Here is an 18,920-nt window from a genome sequence, read left to right as displayed (position 1 = left end):
CTCAGCGAATGCTCGCCCGGACTTTCTCTCTAAAACTGTTCTCGATCCCGTCTTGGGCTTTGAGCCTATCGGCGAGCGATGGAACCAAGTGGCGACTGATGACAACGACCCCGTCTCTGTCTCCTAAAATTGCGTCGCCGGGATTGCAAACCACATTCCCGCAAGCGACAGGAGCACCGACCTGTCCGGGACCGTACTTAGATGGGCCGGCTGGGTTCACGGCACGCGCATAGGTCGCAAGCCCCATAGCGGTCAACTCCTCGACGTCTCGAACCGCGCCGTCGATGACCACCGCTGCGACCTTACGAACCAGACACACTTCACCCAGTAGATCACCAAAGACCGCACGGTTGGTTTCACCGTTGCCGTTGATGACAAGAACATCACCTGGCTTGGCATCGTCCAACGCCCTGTGGATGGCCAGATTGTCACCTTCCCAAGTGAGGATTGGCAGTACAGTTCCGTAGAACGAAGCTTTACCTGCAACATGGTGGATAGCGGAAGCCATCATTCCCAAGCGCTGCAATACATCGCCGATCAATGCGACCGGGTAATGCGAAATCTCTTCAATTTGTTCAAGGGACGCGCGTTCCCAATCTTCGCTCACGGTGATGCTTTCATCAGATACATTGATAAACATGGTGACCTCGGCGTGAATCCGTTTAGAGCGCTGTTAGTTGAACGTCTTGGATACAGGTTTGTTGACTGGATGCAGCGGCGTTTCACCGCGCAAGACTGCAGAAATGGCCTCTACCGCGCTCAGACCAACTCGCAGTAATGATTCATTGGTTTGTCCTGCCACGTGAGGCGTGACAAGCAGATTGGGCAGATCTGAAATGGGGAATGTGTTGCAGCTGAACGGAGTGATCATGTCGGTGTTTTCCGCAGCCAGTACATCAATACCTGCACCACCCAGCTTGCCGCTGCGAAGCGCTTGAGCAACCGCCTGTTCATTGATCACTCCACCACGACTGGTGTTGATCAGGATGGCCCCTGTTTTCATCTTCTCGATTTCGGCCTCGCCAATGAGGTTCTCAGTGCCCGCCTGCAGTGGCACATGAAGGCTCACGACGTCTGCCTGGGCCAATAAGGTGTCGAGGGCTACCAAACGTTTGTCAACGCTCGAGTCAAAAGCAGGGTCAGTCGCCAGCACCCTCATGCCGAAAGCTTCAGCAACGGGCGCAACATGCCGACCGATGTCGCCGAACCCGATCAAACCCAGGGTGCGCCCTTCAAGCTCGATACCTGTGAGCGACAGTCGATCTGCCGCCCAGATGTTGTTTCGGGTCTGATCCGTGGCCAGTTGAATCTTTCGGCTGATACCCAGCATCAGAGCAAATACATGCTCCACAACACTTCTTCTGTTCGCGCCAGGCGTGTTGGTGACCCAGACACCTAATTCGGCTGCCGCTTTGTAGTCGACGTTGTCGTAACCGGCGCCGTGTCGGGCAACGATCCGCAGTTTAGGCGACGCGGCGAGCATCTCGGCGGAGATGTGGCCACCGCGCAAAAATACAGCATCTACCTGTTGTTGGATGTCTGCATAAGACACCGCCTGCGGGCCATAGCCGAGTCGAACTTCACCTACCGAATAAAGGGCTTGCAAGACGTCTGGATGGATAGGACTTGTCACATAAATCAAGGGCATGATCGTCACCTTATGAGAATTGGTGGGTGTTTGCGTCATCGCCAGCCGCCGGCGCATTTTTACGAACGATCGCGATAACGATCAGTCCCAAGAGACCTGATGCGCACAAAATGAATGCGGGTGTGGACTGGTTGCCGGTTGTTCCGATCAACCATGTCGCCAGAAACGGTCCTGAACCTCCGCCAATAACCGCGCCAACGCTATGGCCGAAGGCGACACCGGTGTGGCGAATATGCATTGGGAAGAATTCGGGCATCACCGAATAGGTACCGGCTTGGCAGAGTGCGTAGGGAATCATGCCGAGAGCCAAGCCAAACATTGCCAGATTGACCGAGCCCTGCTGCATCAGCATGAAAGACGGTATCGACACGACGGCGTAGGCCAGGTAGGAGTAGCGCAGGATTGATTTACCGCCGCGATAAGAGCCGAGCTGGCCGGCGAGTGGAATCAAAAAAGCGGCGAGAATCACGGCAATCAGGACGATGGTGGATGCTTCGCCTTTTGAGTACCCCAAGATCGAGCTGAAGTATGCCGCGATGAATACGGTGCCGATGTAGGTACCGATGTTCTGAACCATTGCAATCATGATCACTTTGATCAAAGGCTTGCGGTAGTCGCGGATCAACTCAGCGAAGGGTTGGCCTTTCGTGACTTCAGCATCGTGTTTCTTGGACGCAAACTCCGGGCTGTCCTCAATGCTCAGGCGCATGTAAAGCCCAATGATCCCGAGCGGCAACGCCAGCAGAAAAGGAATGCGCCAGCCCCAGGACAGCATCTCCGGATCGGTGAGAGTCGCTGCAGCCACACCCGCAATTGCCGCTGCCAAACCTTTGCCGAACTGAGCGATCGAGGGCAGGAAGGAAATGTACAAGGCGCGGCGTTTGGGTGGAGCCCACTCGCGGATGTAGCTCGCAGCGCCACCGATTTCGCCACCAGCGGAGAAGCCCTGCAGCATGCGCAGCACTACCAGAAGTATCGGCGCCCACACGCCGATCTGCGCATAGCCGGGCAACAGGCCAATCAGCGTGGCCGCAGCCCCCATCAAGGTGATGCTGGCAATCAGGCTGAAGCGTCTGCCGACCTTGTCGCCGAGCCAGCCGAAAGCAACAGCGCCAAGCGGCCTCACCAAAAACGCAGAGCCAAACACCAGGAAAGTGTTTAGCAGGCCAGTGGTCGCATCATCTGAAGGAAAGAAAACCATTGCGAGCGTCGCCGCTACATACCCGTAGACACTGAAGTCGTAGTACTCGACAAAAGTTCCGAATACAGCGGCTCTCGTGGCCTTTTTGGCTTTCCTAGTCTGCTCCGTTTCTTCAACGGTCTGAACGACAGGCTCGGCCATAACATTATTGTTGTTCATGGGTACCTCGGGTTGTCGGACATCGGCTCCATTCAAAAAATGGGACATCGTCCTGCTTTTGTTTTTTCTAGATTCTAGAACCGCGACACGCTTGTCAACAACCAAGTGAGATTTGCGGTTAGGCGGCTATTGCCTCCAGAATGGGGACCCCGTACCTCGATTTGTCGAAAGATGGCTCAGTCAGAACGCTCTATTACCGCTCCTAAGCCCGCGCAACCTGCATCGAGCCATACCAGGCTGACAGAGGTCATGGACGCACTTGTCAGAAGAGCGGGAGGGGAGCCGTGGGGGGTTCGAGAGCTTGCGACAGAGCTTTCAGAGAGTCGGAGTACTGTTAATCGAATTCTGGTCTCTTTGGTTGAAGTCGGCCTGGCGAGTGACCTTGGAGTGGGTAAATACAGCGTAGGGCCAAGGATCGACGTCCTTACCAAAGCGCTCAGTGACTCAAGTGTGCTACTTGGGCGGAGCCGGGAATTGCTGAGTCAGCTGGCCGATTCCTCCCAATGCACTGCGCTCGTCTCCATCTACTGCCCCTTCAGTAACGGTTATTTCGTCGCTGCCTGCCGCGAGGCCAAAGCTACACTTACGTTCAGTCCGGAACGGGGTGTTGTATTTCCGCTGACATTGGGAGATATCGGTCGGCAGTTTGCTGCATTCATCGCAGCCGACTCCTCAAATTCAAATATGCAGGGTTATGTAAGAGAGGCTGACTGCAGTGCGCATTACCATCCCGGATTGCTATCGGAGGCAGAGTTTCCCTGCGCGCTGTCGATTGTCACGAAGCGCCTTGCGAATGGATTAATCGTGTCCGTTTCCGTGCATTCGGTCGGTAGCGACGGCTCAATAACAAACTCGGAGATTGATGCAGATGTGCGACGAGTTGTTGAAGAAATAGATGCGGCTGTAACGTCTCGAATTTCTGGCAGTGTTCGGCCAGTGCCCTGCATATTGATCGAGGAGACGAAGTCTACCGTTACTCGCCTCGAAAGACTGTTACTGTTGGCCTGCGCTTTTCCGGACGGGTTTACATACTCAGCGGATTTGCCTAAGCAACTCTTATGCAATGAGGCTACTGCCAAACGATTGATACAGTCTGGAGTTCAAGCGGGAATTATCGGTTTATCTGGCCCCACTCTATTTGCGGGTTCAAAACTTTATCAATGGGCTTCCAGAATCGACGCCGATCTTCGCAACCTCGCGGATCTCACTCGGCCAATTTTGTCGGATTTAGTCCAGGAAACCGGCGAGACAATTGCTTTCCTTGCGTACGACCAAGCCTCTGATAAAGCTGAGTTTCTTGAGGTGATTCAAGGATGGCGACCGATTCAGTACAAGTTGCAGGTCAACGTGGAAGTGCCACTCTATGCCGGTGCGGCTGGTAAAGCCGTGTTAGCTTTCTGTGAAGAAAAATTAGCTGACTCCATTGAGCTTAAAAAAATTACCGAGGCAACTATTACTTCACGTGAAGTGCTTAAGGAAGAGTTAAAGGTGATTCACGAAAGAGGCTGGGCCACTGGTGATGGCGAGCGAGTGCTCGGTGCATTTGGTTTGGCGGTACCTTTTTTCGTAGACGGTAAAATTCGAGGGTCGATTTCCGCCACTATCCCTCAATATCGCAAAGATGAGCGTGAGCTACCCACGCTAACTCGGTTGATGCGCGAAGCTACTAGAAAGATAGAGCGGCTGCTGTCGTTGGGAGTGAATTTTGAGCAGTGAGTTAGCAGAATGCGGCGAGGAGTTCTGCCATTTCAGTTCTCCGCCAACATCATGAAGAGTCGGCACTGACCTTCGCTAGCGGCAGGCCAGGACGGAGGCTCCGCTAGTCGATTTTTAATTGCTACTAATGCTGCGCTTTACTGTCCCGACACGCCCGGCACATCCATATTGATCTTGCGCCAGTACGCTTCAGAGAAACTGTAAACCGAGAAGGCGATCAGCCCTGCGGCCATCACCATCAATATCAGCCACCCGGCTGGCAGATTCTGCAGGGCGTCGAGGGCTTCTTTCATGCCCGGTGGGTCCATGGCTTTATACGCGGAGCCGCTGACGGCCAGCAGCAAGGCAATTTCGATAAACACGACACCACGGGCGATCAGGCCGAACCGCGACACCGGGCGGACGTACTGCATGACGTCTTCGTCGGCTTCAAAGTATTTCTCGAATGACGCTTTCCAGCCTTTGATGATGTGAGCAATTCCCACGCCCAGCGGAATGAGCGCGATCAGGTACACCAATAGATTCGAGTATTCCCAAGACAAAAGATGCGCCAGCCAGTCCTTGGTTTGGCCGCCGGAATTGCCTGAGCTTTTGATGCCGCTGACCAACAGGCCCAAGGCAAAGAATGCCAACGCACCGTTGACCAGACCGCCCGCAAACAGACCGGCGCGAATCACCAGACCTTTCAGATTTTTGCCGTGATGGTCGACATCGCGGGTCGCTTGCAGGAAACGCCAGGCAGCAAAAGCGAGCAGGCCAGCTACGACAATCCCAACCAGAAAATAACCAAATGGCTGAGCCAGCAAGGCTTCGAGGCTTCTGTGGCTGTCTTTGGGTTTTGTCGAGTCATGTGCTGCCAGCAACGCGAAGATACCGATGATCAGGTAAAGCACACCTCGAGCGGCGTAGCCTCCCCGGGCGAGTATGACAAGGCTGCGTTGCGCGGACATTGGATTGATTCCCGAGAGTGATTCAAGAGCAGACCCCTCTCGTTGGGAGGGGTTCTATGAACGAAGGGAAAACTGTCGGGACACATCCTCTTTGAACTAATCATCCGGCGCGCGCCCCTAATGTTTGGCTGCCCGCCATGCGGTCAGGGTTGTCGGATTTCCCCACTCACATACGCAGGTTTGAAGAATCATGAAGAGCGAACAAGTAGAAGGTGTAGCGGAAAAACTGGCCGGCAAGGCGCAGAGCGCGGTCGGTAGACTGATCGGTGATTCGACACTGGAGGCTGAGGGGGCAGGGCGCCAGGCTGCTGGTCAACTGACCAAAACCTACGGCGATACACTCGACAGCGTCTCGACGTTCGTCAAAGAGAAACCTGTCGCCGCACTCGCGATTGGCGCGGGTCTGTTGCTGTTGGTCAATCGTCTGCTGCGCCGCTGAGCCAGGAAGTAGGGCGTTCCCGACTGGAAGCCCTTTTTGTTATCGCCCCCTCACAATGCCCTGGATTCAAATATCGGAGATTGTGAGGAGGCTGACCGCTTTACACGCAATGGCTTACATGGCGCGCCCAATGGCTTGCTCATAGTAAGAAAGAAAACTCTGCCACTGCGATTGATCCCAGAAAGAATGCCGTCTGAGTTGCGGGATGTCGTGGCGCGCCGCACCCATTGCCGTCACACGACCGCGAGACTTCTCCAGATCCAACAGCGCCAGTTCGAATTCGAAGTCCTCGCCAGTCATCGATGCCTTGATGAAGATGTGTTTGGATCGCATGCAACCGTGCTGCCATTTGCCCGAGTGCATCCGTGCGAGCATTTGCGCCAGACGCTGTAAAAGTTGCTGATGCTGCTCTGTCGTCAACAGGCTCGCGGCACCTTGGCCATACCAGGTATCCAGATCAATGAAGCCGCCGAGATCTTCGGTCACCAAGACACCTTGCCACACGCCTTCGACCTTTCTCGCGCCATAAAACACCGGTCTCGGAGCATTCACGCCCAGCTTCTGGAGTCTGGACAGTGCAGCGCCTTCACGCAGAGCGGTGGGGCGGCCAGTGGGATAACGGAGGCTGCGAAACAGATGGCCGGTTTGACGCTTAACGAAGAACGTCCTGTCGTCTTTCACAATCAGCTGGACACCACTGGTGCCGCTGCGGCGCACATTCGGCGGTTCGACCCACTCCCCGGACGTATCCCACCAAAACTCGAACTCATTGCCTGCACGGCCCATTACGCGCTCCATTTATTGTAGAAATTATGTGTGTGCGACGTTTGCTTTAGCGCCGCGATAGCAGCTCTGTCCATGGGCTGAAGTTATTAGTTCCGCGTAAATCGCAACTTTTTGCCGCCAAGTTGCGATTTTTACGCTTGGTTTGTTGAAGTAGTCAAGCCGCGTGGGAGGCAGTTGTTGCATCCAGTGACTGATGTCTCTTACATCCGGTGATGTTCCAGCAAGAAGTCCACGAACAATCGCACCCGCGCCGGCATTGCCGCTCCGCCAACGAACACTGCATGAATCGGTTCCTCGTCGCCGGGATTGAAGGCCTCCAACAGCGCAATCAAGTCGCCGCGCTGCAGATCCTCGCGCACGCTGAAATCGCCGATGCGTGCAATGCCGGCACCGACCCGCGCGAGTTGCGCCAGCGCTTCACCACTGCTGCATTCGATGTTGCCAGTGACCTTCAGAGAAAACCCTTCGCCATCGCGGATGAACGGCCAGTTGGACTCGGCACGCCGAAAGTTGAAGCGCAGGCAGTTGTGTTGCAGCAGGTCTTCCGGTTTCTGCGGTGTGCCGTGGCGCTGAAGATATTCCGGCGATGCCACCACGACCTGGCCGGTGTCGCCGAGCCTGCGTGCGGTCAGCGGGCTGTCGGGCAGATGGCCAAAGCGCACCGCGACGTCGGCCTGCCCGCTGAGGATGTCGACCACTTCGTCGCCGAGGGTGAGGTCGACGACGATGTTCGGGTAACGGGCGCTGAAGGCTGCGACCAAGGGAACGATGGCGAGCCGACCATGGCCAAGGGCAGCACTGACCCGCAATCGTCCCTTCGGTACGCCCTGATCGGCGATGGCTTCTTCGACCTCGTCCATGTCGGCCAGGATGCGTCGGGCGCCGCGCAGGAACGCTTCGCCCTCGGCGGTGAAGGTAATCGCTCGGGTGGTGCGCAATAGCAGGCGGGTGCCAAGACGCTGCTCGGTACGCGCGATGATCCGACTGACTGCCGAGGGCGTCAGGCCCAGCGCCCGCGCGGCGGCCGACAGGCTGCCTTCCTGCGCCACGGTGGTGAACACGCTCATTTCACCTGACCTGCCGTTGAAATCCACTTGTGCCTCCTACGCAAAGGTGATTGCCAAAAATGCTATCTACCGCCTGAAAGCATTGGATCGTAGCATTGGCGGCATAGATGAGGAGCTTTCCATGCGTATCAATCCACCACTTGTTGCACTCGCCATCGGTGCCTTCGGCATCGGCGTAACAGAGTTCGCCCCCATGGGCATGTTGCCGGGTATCGCTGCAGACCTGGGGGTTTCCATTCCCGCCGCCGGTTTGTTGGTCAGTGCTTATGCGCTGGGCGTATTGCTCGGCGCGCCACTGATGACCCTGACCACCGGCAGGATTCCACGGCGCTATCTGCTGATCGGCCTGATGGCGATTTTTACTCTGGGTAATCTGATGTCAGCCTTGGCCACCGATTACTACAGCCTCATGGTCGCCAGGGTGGTGACCTCACTGAACCATGGTGCATTTTTTGGCGTTGGCTCGATTGTCGCCGCCAGCCTGGTCGCGCCAGAAAAACGTGCCGGGGCGGTGGCTGCGATGTTCATGGGCCTGACCCTGGCGACCATCGGCGGTGTGCCGTTGGCCGCCTGGTTTGGCGAGTTGTACGGTTGGCGCACGGCTTTCTGGGGCATTACCGGCCTGGGTGTGCTGACGATGGCCGCGCTGTGGTTCGCGCTGCCCAATGTGCGGGCGCCGCAAAGCGTCGGGGTCATGGCGGAAATTCGGGTATTGGCGCGCGGCCCGGTGCTGGGCGCGCTGGCCCTGACCGTCGTCGGCTCGAGTGCGATGTTTACCGTGTTCACTTACATCGCGCCGATCCTCAGCAACGAGACCCATGCGTCCACCGCTTACATCACCGCGATGCTGGTGCTCTACGGTGTTGGTCTGACGCTGGGCAACATGTGGGGCGGCAAAGCGGCTGACCGCTCGATAGATCGGACCCTCATTGCCTCGCTGAGCGTGCTGATTCTGGTCTTGCTGGCGTTCACTGTATTGATGCGTTGGCCGCTGCCAGCCGCCGTGGCCATTCTGATCTGGGGTATCGCCAGCTTTGCCTTGGTGCCACCGCTGCAGATGCGCGTGATGGAAGCGGCCAAGGACGCGCCTAATCTTGCCTCGGCGGTAAACATCGGCGCCTTCAACTTCGGTAACGCGATTGGCGCAGCGCTGGGCGGCGCGGTGATCAACGCGGGTCTCGGTTATCCGGCGATTTCGCTGGCTGGCGCGGCAATGGCGGGCATGGGACTGCTGATGGTGTTGGGGTTTGCCTGGCGCTCCAGAACGATTGCAGCAACCGCGGTGTGACAAGCACGCGGTCACTTTGAACAAGCCAAATTCGCGTAGCTACAACAGCGTTTAATCGAGGCCCGCACTGCGGGCCTCTTTGCTTCCCGGCGTGAACAGCGATCCACCTCACAGCGTGGTGATCTGCCCATTGCGATCCAGTTCATATACCTTGTTGCCCTGCAATTTCTCCTTCAGCCATCGCTCCGCCTTACCCAGCGGCCGCTGCCGCGCCCACAGCAAATCCACACCAATCTGCCAGTCCGTATGCGGATAGGCCGAGAGCTGCATTTCCACCAGTTCACCCTTGGCCAGCTCACGCTGAATAAGCTGGCGGGGCAGGGTGGCCCAGCCGAGTCCGGCGCGGACCATTTCCAATAACGCCAGATAGCTTTCCGCTTGCCACAACTGGGTCGAGCGCAGGTATTCGCTGCTCGGCAGTTTGCTCGCGTGGGCGCTGAAGGCCAGGCGGCGGTGGACGTGCAGGTCGTCAAAGGTGACGTTGTCGAGTTGCGCCAACGGATGCTCGGGGTGGCATACGTGCAGCATGATCAGTTTGCCCAGTTGCTGGAACGCCAGTTCCTTGGGGTAGCCGGGCTGCGAGAACGCGACGCCGAGGACGGCTTCGCCGCTGCTGACCAGCTCGCTAACGTCGCCGTACACCGGATGGCGGATGATCAGGTCGACAAAGGGGAACGCGGCTTCGAAGGCTTTGAGCACCGGCATGATCGGGCCGTACGGCGTTTCAATCGCCAGTGTCAGGCTCGGTTCGACGTGTTCCGAAAGGCAATCGGCGTGTGCTTCGAAAGTCATGCAGCGCTCGAGTACGGCTTCGGCCTGCACCAGTAATTTTTGGCCACTGGCGGTGAGGGCAGGGCTGCGGTTGCTGCGGTCGAACAGGTCGACGCCGAGGTCGGTTTCGAGATTGGCAATTGCCGCGCTGATGGTCGATTGGGTCTTGCCCAGTTTGCGCCCGGCGGCAGAAAACGATCCGCTTTTGACTACCTGGACGAACATCAACAGTTGATCGAGTGAGAAGCGCAAGCGGTGAACTCCCGGTCGAGGTGAGGGGTTTGCAGCGGTTAACAATCGCCTGATTGTGCCATCGAAAAAAGCGATGGTTGCTAATTTGTTTCATCGCAATAAACGTTCAAAGATGGCCCCGCGACAAACGATCTCCGGGGCGGACCTATCCTTGCAAACGCCCCTGAGCATGCCCGCGATCTCAACAGATGCCGCACTTTCAGGAGCGTGTGAAATGACCCCACAACGCATTCATCCGGTGGACGAGGTTTTGCCACTGCGACAGTTGTTTACGTTCGGCTTGCAGCATGTGCTGGTGATGTACGCGGGAGCGGTGGCTGTGCCGCTGATTCTCGGTAGCGCGATGGGGCTGACTTCGGCGCAGATCGTCTTGCTGATTAACGCCAACCTGCTGACTTCTGGCGTGGCGACACTGATTCAAACCCTTGGCTTCTGGAAATTCGGCGCCCGCCTGCCGTTGATTCAGGGCTGCTCGTTCATTGCTCTGGCGCCGATGATCATGATCGGTAAAGAGTTCGGCCTCAGTCAGATTTTCGGTGCGGTGATTGCCGCAGGCTTTATTACGATCGCCCTGGCGCCGGTGTTCAGCCGCTTGCTGCGGTTTTTTCCGCCGGTGGTGATTGGCAGTCTTATCACCATTATCGGCATTTCGCTGATGCCGGCGGCGGCGATCTGGCTGGGCGGGGGCAATCCAGACGCGGCGGATTTCGGCAATCCCGCGAACTTGTTGCTGGGTCTGGCCACGGTCAGCGTGACGCTGGTGATCTACGCCAAGTTCAAGGGGTTCATCGGCAACCTCAGCGTGCTGATTGGTCTGTTCGTCGGCAGCCTGATCGCAGCGCTCTGCGGCATGACGCACTTCAGCCAGGTCAGCGACGCCGCGTGGTTTGAACTGAGTGCGCCGATGGCCTTCGGCGCCCCGGAATTCGCGCCGGTGCCGATCCTGATCATGACCCTGGCGATGCTGGTGATCATGGCCGAGACCACCGGCAATTGCCTGGCCATCGGCAAGTTGACCGGCAAACCGACCACTCAACAAACACTTGGTAATGCGTTCCGCGCGGATGGGTTGTCGACCATGCTCGGTGGCTTGTTCAACAGTTTTCCCTACAACGCCTTCACTCAGAACACCGGTTTGATTGCGCTTTCCAATGTGAAAAGCCGCTTCGTCGTGGCCGCTGCCGGGGCAATCATGGTGCTGATGGGCTTGTTCCCGAAACTCGGCGCGTTGATCGCGGCGGTGCCGACGCCGGTGCTGGGTGGCTGCGCGATCGTGATGTTCGGCATGACCACGGTGGCGGGGATTCAGGAACTGTCGCGGGTGCAATTCGAAGGGACGCGTAACGGCATCATCGTCGCCGTGTCGGTGAGTGTTGGCGTGCTGCCGATGTCCTTTCCGGCGCTGTTCGAACACGTCGGCCCGACACTGAAACTGGTGCTCGACAGCGGGATCTTCCTCGGTGCGATCACTGCCATCCTGCTCAACGTCCTGCTCAACAACGAAAAAAAATCGACCGAAACCATCGGCGCTGAATTAGCAGACTGACTTTTTATCTTCCACTGCCCAGGAGTTACCCATGAATCAATTCACTCAGCTCATCCCGGCTGGCGTCAGCGATCTGGATCTGGCGTTGCTGCGCCAGACCATCGCCTTATCCGAGGCATCGAAGCAACGCGGGCGCCATCCGTTCGCGGCATTGGTGGCCGACCGCAACGGCAAGGTGATTGTCGAAGCGGGGAACAACTCGATGCCGCCGGAAGGCGATCCGACACAGCACGCCGAGTTGGTGGCGGCAGCGGCAGCAGCAAAACTGCTGTCGCCGCAAGAGCTGGAACTGTGCACTTTGTACACCAGCGCCGAACCTTGCTGCATGTGCGCCGGTGCGGTGTATTGGACCGGAATAGGGCGGGTGGTTTATGCCTTGTCGGAGCATGCGTTGCTGGGATTGACGGGTGACCACCCGGAGAACCCGACGTTTTCGCTACCTTGCCGCGAGGTGTTCGCCAAAGGGCAGCGCAAGGTCAGTGTGTTGGGGCCGATGCTGGAGGGGGAGGCGGCTGAGCCGCACAAGGGTTTCTGGTCGTAAACGGCTGTTGGGCACCTGCCATCATCCGTTCGGGCTTGAATGCCGCGCATCCTCGGATGCGCGGCAGACTACTGTTCCGATGCTCACTAATCCAACGCGAGAGGAGCCGCGCTTTTACAACGCAAACGTAGTCCCGCGAGTATTCACAAACAGCGAATAGATCGAGTGACTGCTGGCCATGAACAACCGATTCCCTTCGCGCCCGCCAAAGCACAAATTCGGGCAGCGCTCTGGCAGCGAAATGTGCCCGATGGCTTTGCCCTGCGGATTGAAAACGCGCACGCCGTCGAGTTTTTCCAGGTCGGCCTTGGGATCGCCATTGCCGCCCCAGCCGCACCACAGGTTGCCCGCTTCGTCGCATTTGATGCCGTCGATCGCGGCATATTCCAGCCCTTCAATGTGCTTGCGGCGCTCGCCCAGTGTGCCGTCGTCTTTCACGGCAATCGCCCAGATCAGGCGATTGGGCTTGGCGCGACCTTCGACGACGTACAGAATTTTTTCATCGGGAGAAAAGCACAGGCCGTTAGGGCCGTTGAGGTCGTCGATGACCCGCGTGACTTTCTTGCTCTCGCCGTCGATGCGGTACACGGCGTGGGGTTGGCTCGGGGTGATCTTATGGCCTTCGTAGTTGTTGCCGGTCTGGAAGGGTGGGTCGGTGAACCAGATCGATCCGTCACTTTTGCAGACGACGTCGTTGGGCGAGTTGAAGGGTTTGCCGTCGAAGCTGTCGGCCAGCACGGTGATCGTGCCATTGGCTTCGGTGCGCGTGATGCGCCGGCCTTCGCTGGTGGTGGTGGAGCCTTCGCAGACGATCAGGCGACCTTGGCGATCCCGGCACATGCCGTTGGAAAAGTTGGAGTGTTCGCGGTACACGCTGAAGGTGTCGGTGATTTCGTCCCAGCGCATGATGCGATTATTGGGAATGTCGCTGATCAACAAATAGCGGCCATCACCGACCCACACCGGCCCTTCGGCCCAGCGCATACCGGTGGCGAGTTTCTCAACGCTGGCATTGAAAATCCGCAGCTCGAGGAAGCTGTCGTCGAGGATGTGAATCAGTGGGTCAGGGTAGCGCTGACTCAAGGGCTCGGCGGCCTCGGCTATCCGGGTGAGGGCGGTGCTACCGACGGTGGCGAGTGTGGCGGAAATGGCGAGGGATTTTTTCAGGAAGCTGCGGCGGGTATTGCCTTGCGCTCGGTCGAGACTTTCAGGCGTGGCGGAATGGGATGAGTCCATGTAGCGATCTCCGTGGTTTTTTTATTTTTGGGAGCCGTAGTAATACCTCGTGGTAGGACATCGTACAAGTCATTCGAAGCGTGATACTCATCTGGTTGTGCTTTTGTTGTGGGTGATCGGTTGTTCCCTCGCGTCATTGACGATCCGAGAGTGAATCAGTGGAATATCAAGATACTGCGGATCAGTCTGGAAGCGAGCGGCCGGTGTCTATGTGAGTCCGGCGCAACAATGTCCAGAAGCCGTGTCCTGATTGTCAGCGCATACAAAAACGCCGCTCAATGAGCGGCGTTTTTTGTCGCGGGCGTTGACGCGTCGCTGGTTATTGCGAGCCTCAGGCTACGCTGTTCCAGGGACGATCTCCGTTTTCATCCTTGATGCGGGTTGGCAGACCCATCACGTCCAGCGCCTTGAGGAACGGCTCAGCCGGCAGTTCCTCGACGTTGGCCATACGCTGCACATCCCACTCGCCGCGGGCTACCAGCAGGGCAGCGGCAACTGGCGGTACGCCAGCGGTATAGGAAATGCCCTGGCTGTCGGTTTCGGCAAAGGCTTCCTCGTGGTCGGCCACGTTGTAGATGAACACTTCGCGCGGCTGGCCATCCTTGGTGCCCTTGACCAGATCACCGATGCAGGTCTTGCCGGTGTAGCCGGGCGCCAGCGAGCTCGGATCAGGGAGCACGGCCTTGACTACTTTCAGCGGCACGACTTCCAGGCCTTCAGCAGTCTTGACCGGTTGTTCGGACAGCAGGCCGAGGTTCCTGAGGACCGTGAACACATTGATGTAGTGCTCGCCGAAACTCATCCAGAAACGCACGTTAGGCACGTCCAGATTCTTCGACAGCGAGTGCACTTCATCGTGACCGGTCAGGTACAGGTTCTGCGACCCTACGACCGGCAGGTCGTCAGTGCGTTTGACTTCGAACATGGTGTTGCTTGTCCACTGGCTGTCCTGCCAGCTCCACACCTGCCCGGTGAATTCACGGAAATTGATTTCCGGATCGAAATTGGTGGCGAAATATTTGCCATGGGAACCGGCATTGACATCGAGAATGTCGATCGAATCAATGCGGTCGAAATACTGTTGTTGCGCCAGTGCTGCATAGGCGTTGACCACGCCCGGGTCGAAGCCCACGCCGAGGATGGCGGTGATGTTTTTCTCTTGGCACTCTGCGAGGTGCTTCCACTCATAGTTGCCATACCAAGGCGGGGTTTCGCAGACTTTGCCCGGTTCTTCGTGAATGGCCGTGTCGAGATAAGCGACGTCGGTATCGATGCAGGCTCGCAACACCGACATGTTGAGGAACGCGGAGCCGACGTTGATGACGATCTGGGATCCGGTTTCGCGGATCAATGCCTTGGTCGCCTCGACATCCAGAGCATTGAGCGAGAAGGCTTGGATGTCGGCGGGTTGTTTGAGGCTACCCTTGGCCTTGACGCTGTCGATGATGGCCTGGCATTTGGAGATGTTGCGCGACGCGATAGCGATACGACCGAGTTCATCGTTATGCTGCGCGCACTTGTGGGCCACCACCTTAGCGACACCTCCTGCACCAATGATAAGAACGTTCTTTTTCACTTTTTTTACTCTCCTTTATCTGTCCGTTTCAAGAAAGGCTGGACAGGTAGTCTTCGTAACCGAATTGGCGAACCACTTCGACAGTACCGTCGAGTTGTTTCACAACGATGGATGGCATTTTCAGGCCGTTGAACCAGTTCTTCTTGACCATGGTGTAGCCCGCGGTATCGATGAATGACAGTCGATCGCCGATGGCCAGTGGACGGTCAAACTGGTACTCACCGAAGATGTCTCCGGCCAGGCACGATTTGCCGCACACCATGTAGGTATGTTCACCCTCGCTCGGCGCCAGCTTGGCGTTGAGGCGATAGATCAACAGGTCAAGCAGGTGGGCTTCGATAGAGCTGTCCACGACCGCAAGGTGCTTGCCGTTGTAGAGGGTGTCGAGCACGGTAACTTCCAGCGAGGCGCTGTTGGTGATCGCCGCTTCGCCAGGCTCCAGATAGACCTGCACGTCGTACTTTTGCGCGAACGCTTTGAGACGTGCGCAGAACGCATCCAGCGCATAGCCCTCACCGGTGAAGTGAATGCCGCCGCCCAGGCTGACCCAGCTGACCTTGTGCAGCAACTCACCGAAGCGTTCTTCGATGGTGCAGAGCATTTTGTCGAACAGGCCAAAATCGCCGTTCTCACAGTTATTGTGGAACATGAAGCCGGAGATCTGGCTGATGACACCCTCGATTTTCACCGGGTCCCATTCGCCAAGACGGCTGAACGGACGCGCAGGGTCGGCAAGCAGATAATCGGAACTGCTGACTTGAGGGTTGACGCGCAGGCCGCGGACTTTACCTTCAGAACGCTCGGCAAAACGCTTCAGCTGGCTGATGGAGTTGAAGATGATCTTGTCGCAATTGTCGAGCATCTCCTCGATCTCATCGTCAGCCCAAGCCACGCTGTAGGCATGGGTTTCGCCTTCGAACTTCTGGCGACCGAGCTTGAGTTCGTACAGTGAAGACGACGTGGTGCCGTCCATGTATTCCTGCATCAGGTCGAACACCGACCAGGTCGCGAAGCACTTGAGCGCCAGCAGGGCCTTGGCCCCGGATTGTTCGCGCACATAGGCAATCTTCTGCATGTTGGTCAGCAGTTTCTGTTTGTCGATGAGGTAGTACGGTGTCTTGATCATTTCGAGGCCTCCGGCAAGGCCAGCCAAAAAAAGGATGCGCATTGTGCCCGGACTGACTACATATCGAAAGAGCAGAGCGTGAAGCTCACTTAACGGATGCCCCAACATTTCATAGTGAGGGCAGGGGACAGAGCTTTGGAAATTGGCGATAACTTACGAGATAGTGTTCGACTTGTTCGTTACTCACCATTTAGAGCTGCGTAGGCTCAAGCGGTTTGCACGCCACAATGAGTGCCCATAGCAGCAAACGTTTAAAGGTTTGCTTATAACTCGACTAAATGGATGTTTAGTCGAGTTAACAGCAAATTGCTGCATATTCGACGGAGAAGAGACCATGATTGAGTCTTTGTTAAAAGCGCGGGACGTGATCAAGGCATTGGATCTGGAGCCTCACGTCGAAGGCGGTTTGTTTCGTAGAACCTATCAGGCAGCTCACCGAGATCAGCTCGAAACTGCCGACGGCCCTCGATACCTGATGACGTCGATTTACTATCTGCTGGATCAACAATCACCAGTGGGCCAGTTTCATTTCAATCGATCGGACATCCTGCATTATTTTCATTTGGGCGACGCCATCGAGTACAGCCTGATCCATGCGGACGGTTCGTTGCAGACATTGGTAATGGGTCGCGACATTCTGGCCGGACAGCTTTTGCAATTACACGTCCCGGGCGGAATCTGGAAAGCTTCACGGTTGCTCGATGGCGAGAACGGATTTGGATTGATCAGTGAAGCAGTTTCGCCTGGGTTTGATTTTGCAGATATGGAAATGGGTGATCGCCGGAAACTCACCAGACAATTTCCACAGCATCGAATGCTGATTGAAAAGCTGACGCGTGATGCGGGTTGAGAGGCGTCGAATTCAAGAAAACGCAGTGGATCGGTTTCAGGGCGATTCTGTAGGTTGAAATCCACTGTGCAACCGGGCTAATCCCGAAACATCTTGTTACGTGTAATGTATATTATGTTAAATCATGGTTGTGTCAGATGCATTCATGAATTGTCTGTGACCACTAACCTACGCACTGGATTCCACAAACCCGCGAAACCTCGCGAAATCAACACCCTCATGACCCATCCTCAACCATTTCCTCATTTCCCACTTCATGAACCTGCGAAGCCCGATTGAATCCTCATCCCAATCCTCGAAATCAATTACAGCTAACCAACCCAATCACCATCACTAACTTAGTATCCAACACAAGTAACTGATCAGGTCGACCACCACCGAACTTAATTTACGCTATAAATACCTCAGTAATATCGATTGCCGCCTTCAAGCCAACTCGAAACAATCCAAAACCCTCAACGAGATTGTAGCTCGTGGGAGCGCTCATGCCCGCATCGTTCACTCCATTTCCCATCTTTGCACCGTATGACGATTGGAAGCCGGTTGGTTCGACTGATGTGCCCGAAAACCTAGCCGTTCGGCGCAGACTCGACGAAATCGATCCGGCATGCCAAGCGCACCTGAGCATCCTGTACTGCTCACATTTTCTCGAATACTCGTCCCATCGGTGGGCCCCTGGTTGGGCTAAAGCTCTCTATACCGAAACCTGCCGATACCTCGAGCAGATGCTGAACTGGAGCTTCAAAACCGGCATATCACTACTGGACTGGGAAACGCCAAATTTCCTGCAATTTCTCGAATTTCTGTGTCGTCCGCCTATTGCTTGGTGTGCAACTGCGTCACACCAAAAATATATGTGGTCAACGGGACAGGCTTTCCGAAATCGCCCTATCAATGAACACTGGAATCTCTTTTACCGACATATTGATCGTACGGGCGCTGCGAAGCCACCGAGCCGCCGGGATTTGCGTCGCTGCGCAAAGGTCGTAAAGGATTTCTTTAGTTTCTATATTGCGGAGAATGACGCAATAAGCGCAGTACCTGGGGGCTCACCGAGCATCCGGCCAAGAGCCAACCCCGCGCAGAACACTCCAAATGACCTTCTCAATACCTTGGCTGAGAGCCGGCCTTTGATCACCCTTGAGCCCCACGAGCTGGATTGGGCATTTCAACAGATCGCGAACGGTGCTGTTCTGGTATTACGGCCGGAGCAGATCCTGTTCTACATGGCGATTGCCCGTTTCTCCGGCATAAAAATCTCCCACGTCCAGTCTCTGAGTCAGTTTCAAAAGAACCCGGATGGTAGCTGGGCTTTCGACAATGGTTTGGTTCCCACGACGATGATGGAGCTTTCCCAAGAGTTCTCGGCTCACTTGGAGCGTTACCTCCAATGGTACGCAATTGACTCCGACGAGCCGCTGCCATCGGCGCCTGCGTTCCCTACCAATGATGGTAGCCAGAGCTACGTGCCGGATGCGCTCCATCAACACCAAGTCGAATGTGGTAAACGACTGGCGGATGCGGCTTGCGTTTGTGCAGATGCGGCGATCGCGAGCGCCGAAAGTAAGTTCAGACACATGTCGTTCAGAACGATTCGAAGATCATCGAGCTTTACCTGGAAGACCAACGAGCCCATGTACTTATCTCAGCGTCGTCGTAAGAAAGCCCTTCGTGTCGGGTTGTAAGCGTTGAAAACAAAACAGAATCCTGTCACATCACCGAAAACGATCCTTCCTTAACGTGTTGCTTCTCGCAGCTCATGTAATAT

At 56.3% G+C, this 18,920-nt stretch carries 17 protein-coding genes and 1 pseudogene; 8 read left to right on the top strand and 10 right to left on the bottom strand.

All coding sequences use genetic code 11. The features are described from left to right. Nucleotide 1 precedes the first annotated feature (1 nt). The 3 genes from AC3Y64_RS14660 to AC3Y64_RS14650 are packed head-to-tail and all read right to left on the bottom strand — an operon-like array spanning nucleotide 2 to nucleotide 3,008. Entirely contained in the window at nucleotides 2–640 is a 639-nt protein-coding gene (locus AC3Y64_RS14660) for an RraA family protein (RefSeq protein WP_489984217.1), read from the bottom strand. A gap of 33 nt (nucleotides 641–673) precedes the next feature. Beyond that, nucleotides 674–1,648 carry a hydroxyacid dehydrogenase gene (locus AC3Y64_RS14655; RefSeq protein ID WP_489984216.1) on the bottom strand — a complete coding sequence of 325 codons (975 nt, stop codon included), beginning with the start codon at nucleotides 1,646–1,648 and terminating at the stop codon, nucleotides 674–676. A 10-nt stretch (nucleotides 1,649–1,658) separates the two neighbouring features. After that, nucleotides 1,659–3,008: an MFS transporter gene (locus AC3Y64_RS14650; protein ID WP_489984215.1), complete on the bottom strand. Its 1,350-nt coding sequence runs from the start codon at nucleotides 3,006–3,008 to the stop codon at nucleotides 1,659–1,661. A 171-nt stretch (nucleotides 3,009–3,179) separates the two neighbouring features. On the opposite strand from AC3Y64_RS14650, the pseudogene AC3Y64_RS14645 reads away from it, so the two are divergent. Then, a pseudogene (locus tag AC3Y64_RS14645) lies at nucleotides 3,180–3,371 on the top strand (helix-turn-helix domain-containing protein); the annotation flags it as partial. Between the two features lie 111 nt (nucleotides 3,372–3,482). Next, on the top strand, nucleotides 3,483–4,724 hold the full coding sequence (locus AC3Y64_RS14640; protein ID WP_489987968.1) for an IclR family transcriptional regulator: 1,242 nt from the start codon (nucleotides 3,483–3,485) through the stop codon (nucleotides 4,722–4,724). Between the two features lie 137 nt (nucleotides 4,725–4,861). Here AC3Y64_RS14640 and AC3Y64_RS14635 read toward each other — a convergent pair whose 3' ends face one another. Next, nucleotides 4,862–5,674: a DUF1206 domain-containing protein gene (locus AC3Y64_RS14635; protein ID WP_489984214.1), complete on the bottom strand. Its 813-nt coding sequence runs from the start codon at nucleotides 5,672–5,674 to the stop codon at nucleotides 4,862–4,864. Between the two features lie 190 nt (nucleotides 5,675–5,864). Here AC3Y64_RS14635 and AC3Y64_RS14630 point away from each other — a divergent pair, with 190 nt between their 5' ends. After that, nucleotides 5,865–6,113, top strand: a complete 249-nt coding sequence (locus AC3Y64_RS14630) for a CsbD family protein (protein ID WP_201203668.1) — start codon at nucleotides 5,865–5,867, stop codon at nucleotides 6,111–6,113. Between the two features lie 114 nt (nucleotides 6,114–6,227). Here AC3Y64_RS14630 and AC3Y64_RS14625 read toward each other — a convergent pair whose 3' ends face one another. Together AC3Y64_RS14625 and AC3Y64_RS14620 are read right to left on the bottom strand one after the other, a co-directional pair. Next, nucleotides 6,228–6,899, bottom strand: coding sequence for a lipopolysaccharide kinase InaA family protein (locus AC3Y64_RS14625; RefSeq protein ID WP_489984213.1), 672 nt, complete (start codon nucleotides 6,897–6,899; stop codon nucleotides 6,228–6,230). 200 nt (nucleotides 6,900–7,099) lie between these two features. Next, nucleotides 7,100–7,993, bottom strand: a complete 894-nt coding sequence (locus tag AC3Y64_RS14620) for a LysR family transcriptional regulator (RefSeq protein ID WP_489984212.1) — start codon at nucleotides 7,991–7,993, stop codon at nucleotides 7,100–7,102. A gap of 94 nt (nucleotides 7,994–8,087) precedes the next feature. On the opposite strand from AC3Y64_RS14620, the gene AC3Y64_RS14615 reads away from it, so the two are divergent. Continuing rightward, the gene (locus AC3Y64_RS14615) at nucleotides 8,088–9,254 is read left to right on the top strand and encodes an MFS transporter (protein ID WP_489984211.1); all 1,167 of its coding nucleotides are present in this window, start codon (nucleotides 8,088–8,090) and stop codon (nucleotides 9,252–9,254) included. Nucleotides 9,255–9,362: 108 nt separating this feature from the next. Here AC3Y64_RS14615 and AC3Y64_RS14610 read toward each other — a convergent pair whose 3' ends face one another. After that, nucleotides 9,363–10,277, bottom strand: a complete 915-nt coding sequence (locus AC3Y64_RS14610) for a LysR family transcriptional regulator (protein ID WP_489984210.1) — start codon at nucleotides 10,275–10,277, stop codon at nucleotides 9,363–9,365. Nucleotides 10,278–10,491: 214 nt separating this feature from the next. Here AC3Y64_RS14610 and AC3Y64_RS14605 point away from each other — a divergent pair, with 214 nt between their 5' ends. Together AC3Y64_RS14605 and AC3Y64_RS14600 are read left to right on the top strand one after the other, a co-directional pair. After that, the gene (locus AC3Y64_RS14605) at nucleotides 10,492–11,823 is read left to right on the top strand and encodes a nucleobase:cation symporter-2 family protein (protein WP_489984209.1); all 1,332 of its coding nucleotides are present in this window, start codon (nucleotides 10,492–10,494) and stop codon (nucleotides 11,821–11,823) included. Between the two features lie 31 nt (nucleotides 11,824–11,854). Then, nucleotides 11,855–12,364 carry a nucleoside deaminase gene (locus tag AC3Y64_RS14600; RefSeq protein WP_095125993.1) on the top strand — a complete coding sequence of 170 codons (510 nt, stop codon included), beginning with the start codon at nucleotides 11,855–11,857 and terminating at the stop codon, nucleotides 12,362–12,364. A gap of 114 nt (nucleotides 12,365–12,478) precedes the next feature. Here the strand turns inward: AC3Y64_RS14600 and AC3Y64_RS14595 are convergent, their stop codons facing one another. From AC3Y64_RS14595 to AC3Y64_RS14585, 3 genes are all read right to left on the bottom strand, one after another. Then, nucleotides 12,479–13,600 carry an SMP-30/gluconolactonase/LRE family protein gene (locus AC3Y64_RS14595; protein WP_489984208.1) on the bottom strand — a complete coding sequence of 374 codons (1,122 nt, stop codon included), beginning with the start codon at nucleotides 13,598–13,600 and terminating at the stop codon, nucleotides 12,479–12,481. A 331-nt stretch (nucleotides 13,601–13,931) separates the two neighbouring features. After that, nucleotides 13,932–15,176, bottom strand: a complete 1,245-nt coding sequence (locus AC3Y64_RS14590) for a saccharopine dehydrogenase family protein (protein WP_489984207.1) — start codon at nucleotides 15,174–15,176, stop codon at nucleotides 13,932–13,934. Nucleotides 15,177–15,204: 28 nt separating this feature from the next. Beyond that, nucleotides 15,205–16,302 carry a carboxynorspermidine decarboxylase gene (locus AC3Y64_RS14585; protein ID WP_489984206.1) on the bottom strand — a complete coding sequence of 366 codons (1,098 nt, stop codon included), beginning with the start codon at nucleotides 16,300–16,302 and terminating at the stop codon, nucleotides 15,205–15,207. A gap of 334 nt (nucleotides 16,303–16,636) precedes the next feature. Between AC3Y64_RS14585 and AC3Y64_RS14580 the strand changes: the two genes are divergently transcribed. Beyond that, nucleotides 16,637–17,152: a cupin domain-containing protein gene (locus AC3Y64_RS14580; protein ID WP_489984205.1), complete on the top strand. Its 516-nt coding sequence runs from the start codon at nucleotides 16,637–16,639 to the stop codon at nucleotides 17,150–17,152. A gap of 485 nt (nucleotides 17,153–17,637) precedes the next feature. Next, nucleotides 17,638–18,837: a hypothetical protein gene (locus tag AC3Y64_RS14575; protein ID WP_489984204.1), complete on the top strand. Its 1,200-nt coding sequence runs from the start codon at nucleotides 17,638–17,640 to the stop codon at nucleotides 18,835–18,837. Nucleotides 18,838–18,920: the final 83 nt, after the last annotated feature.

This window comes from Pseudomonas sp. 4CAES_32.4, assembly GCF_058136335.1.
Note: the sequence above shows the minus strand (reverse complement) of the source record. Positions and strands in the feature narration are given on the sequence as shown.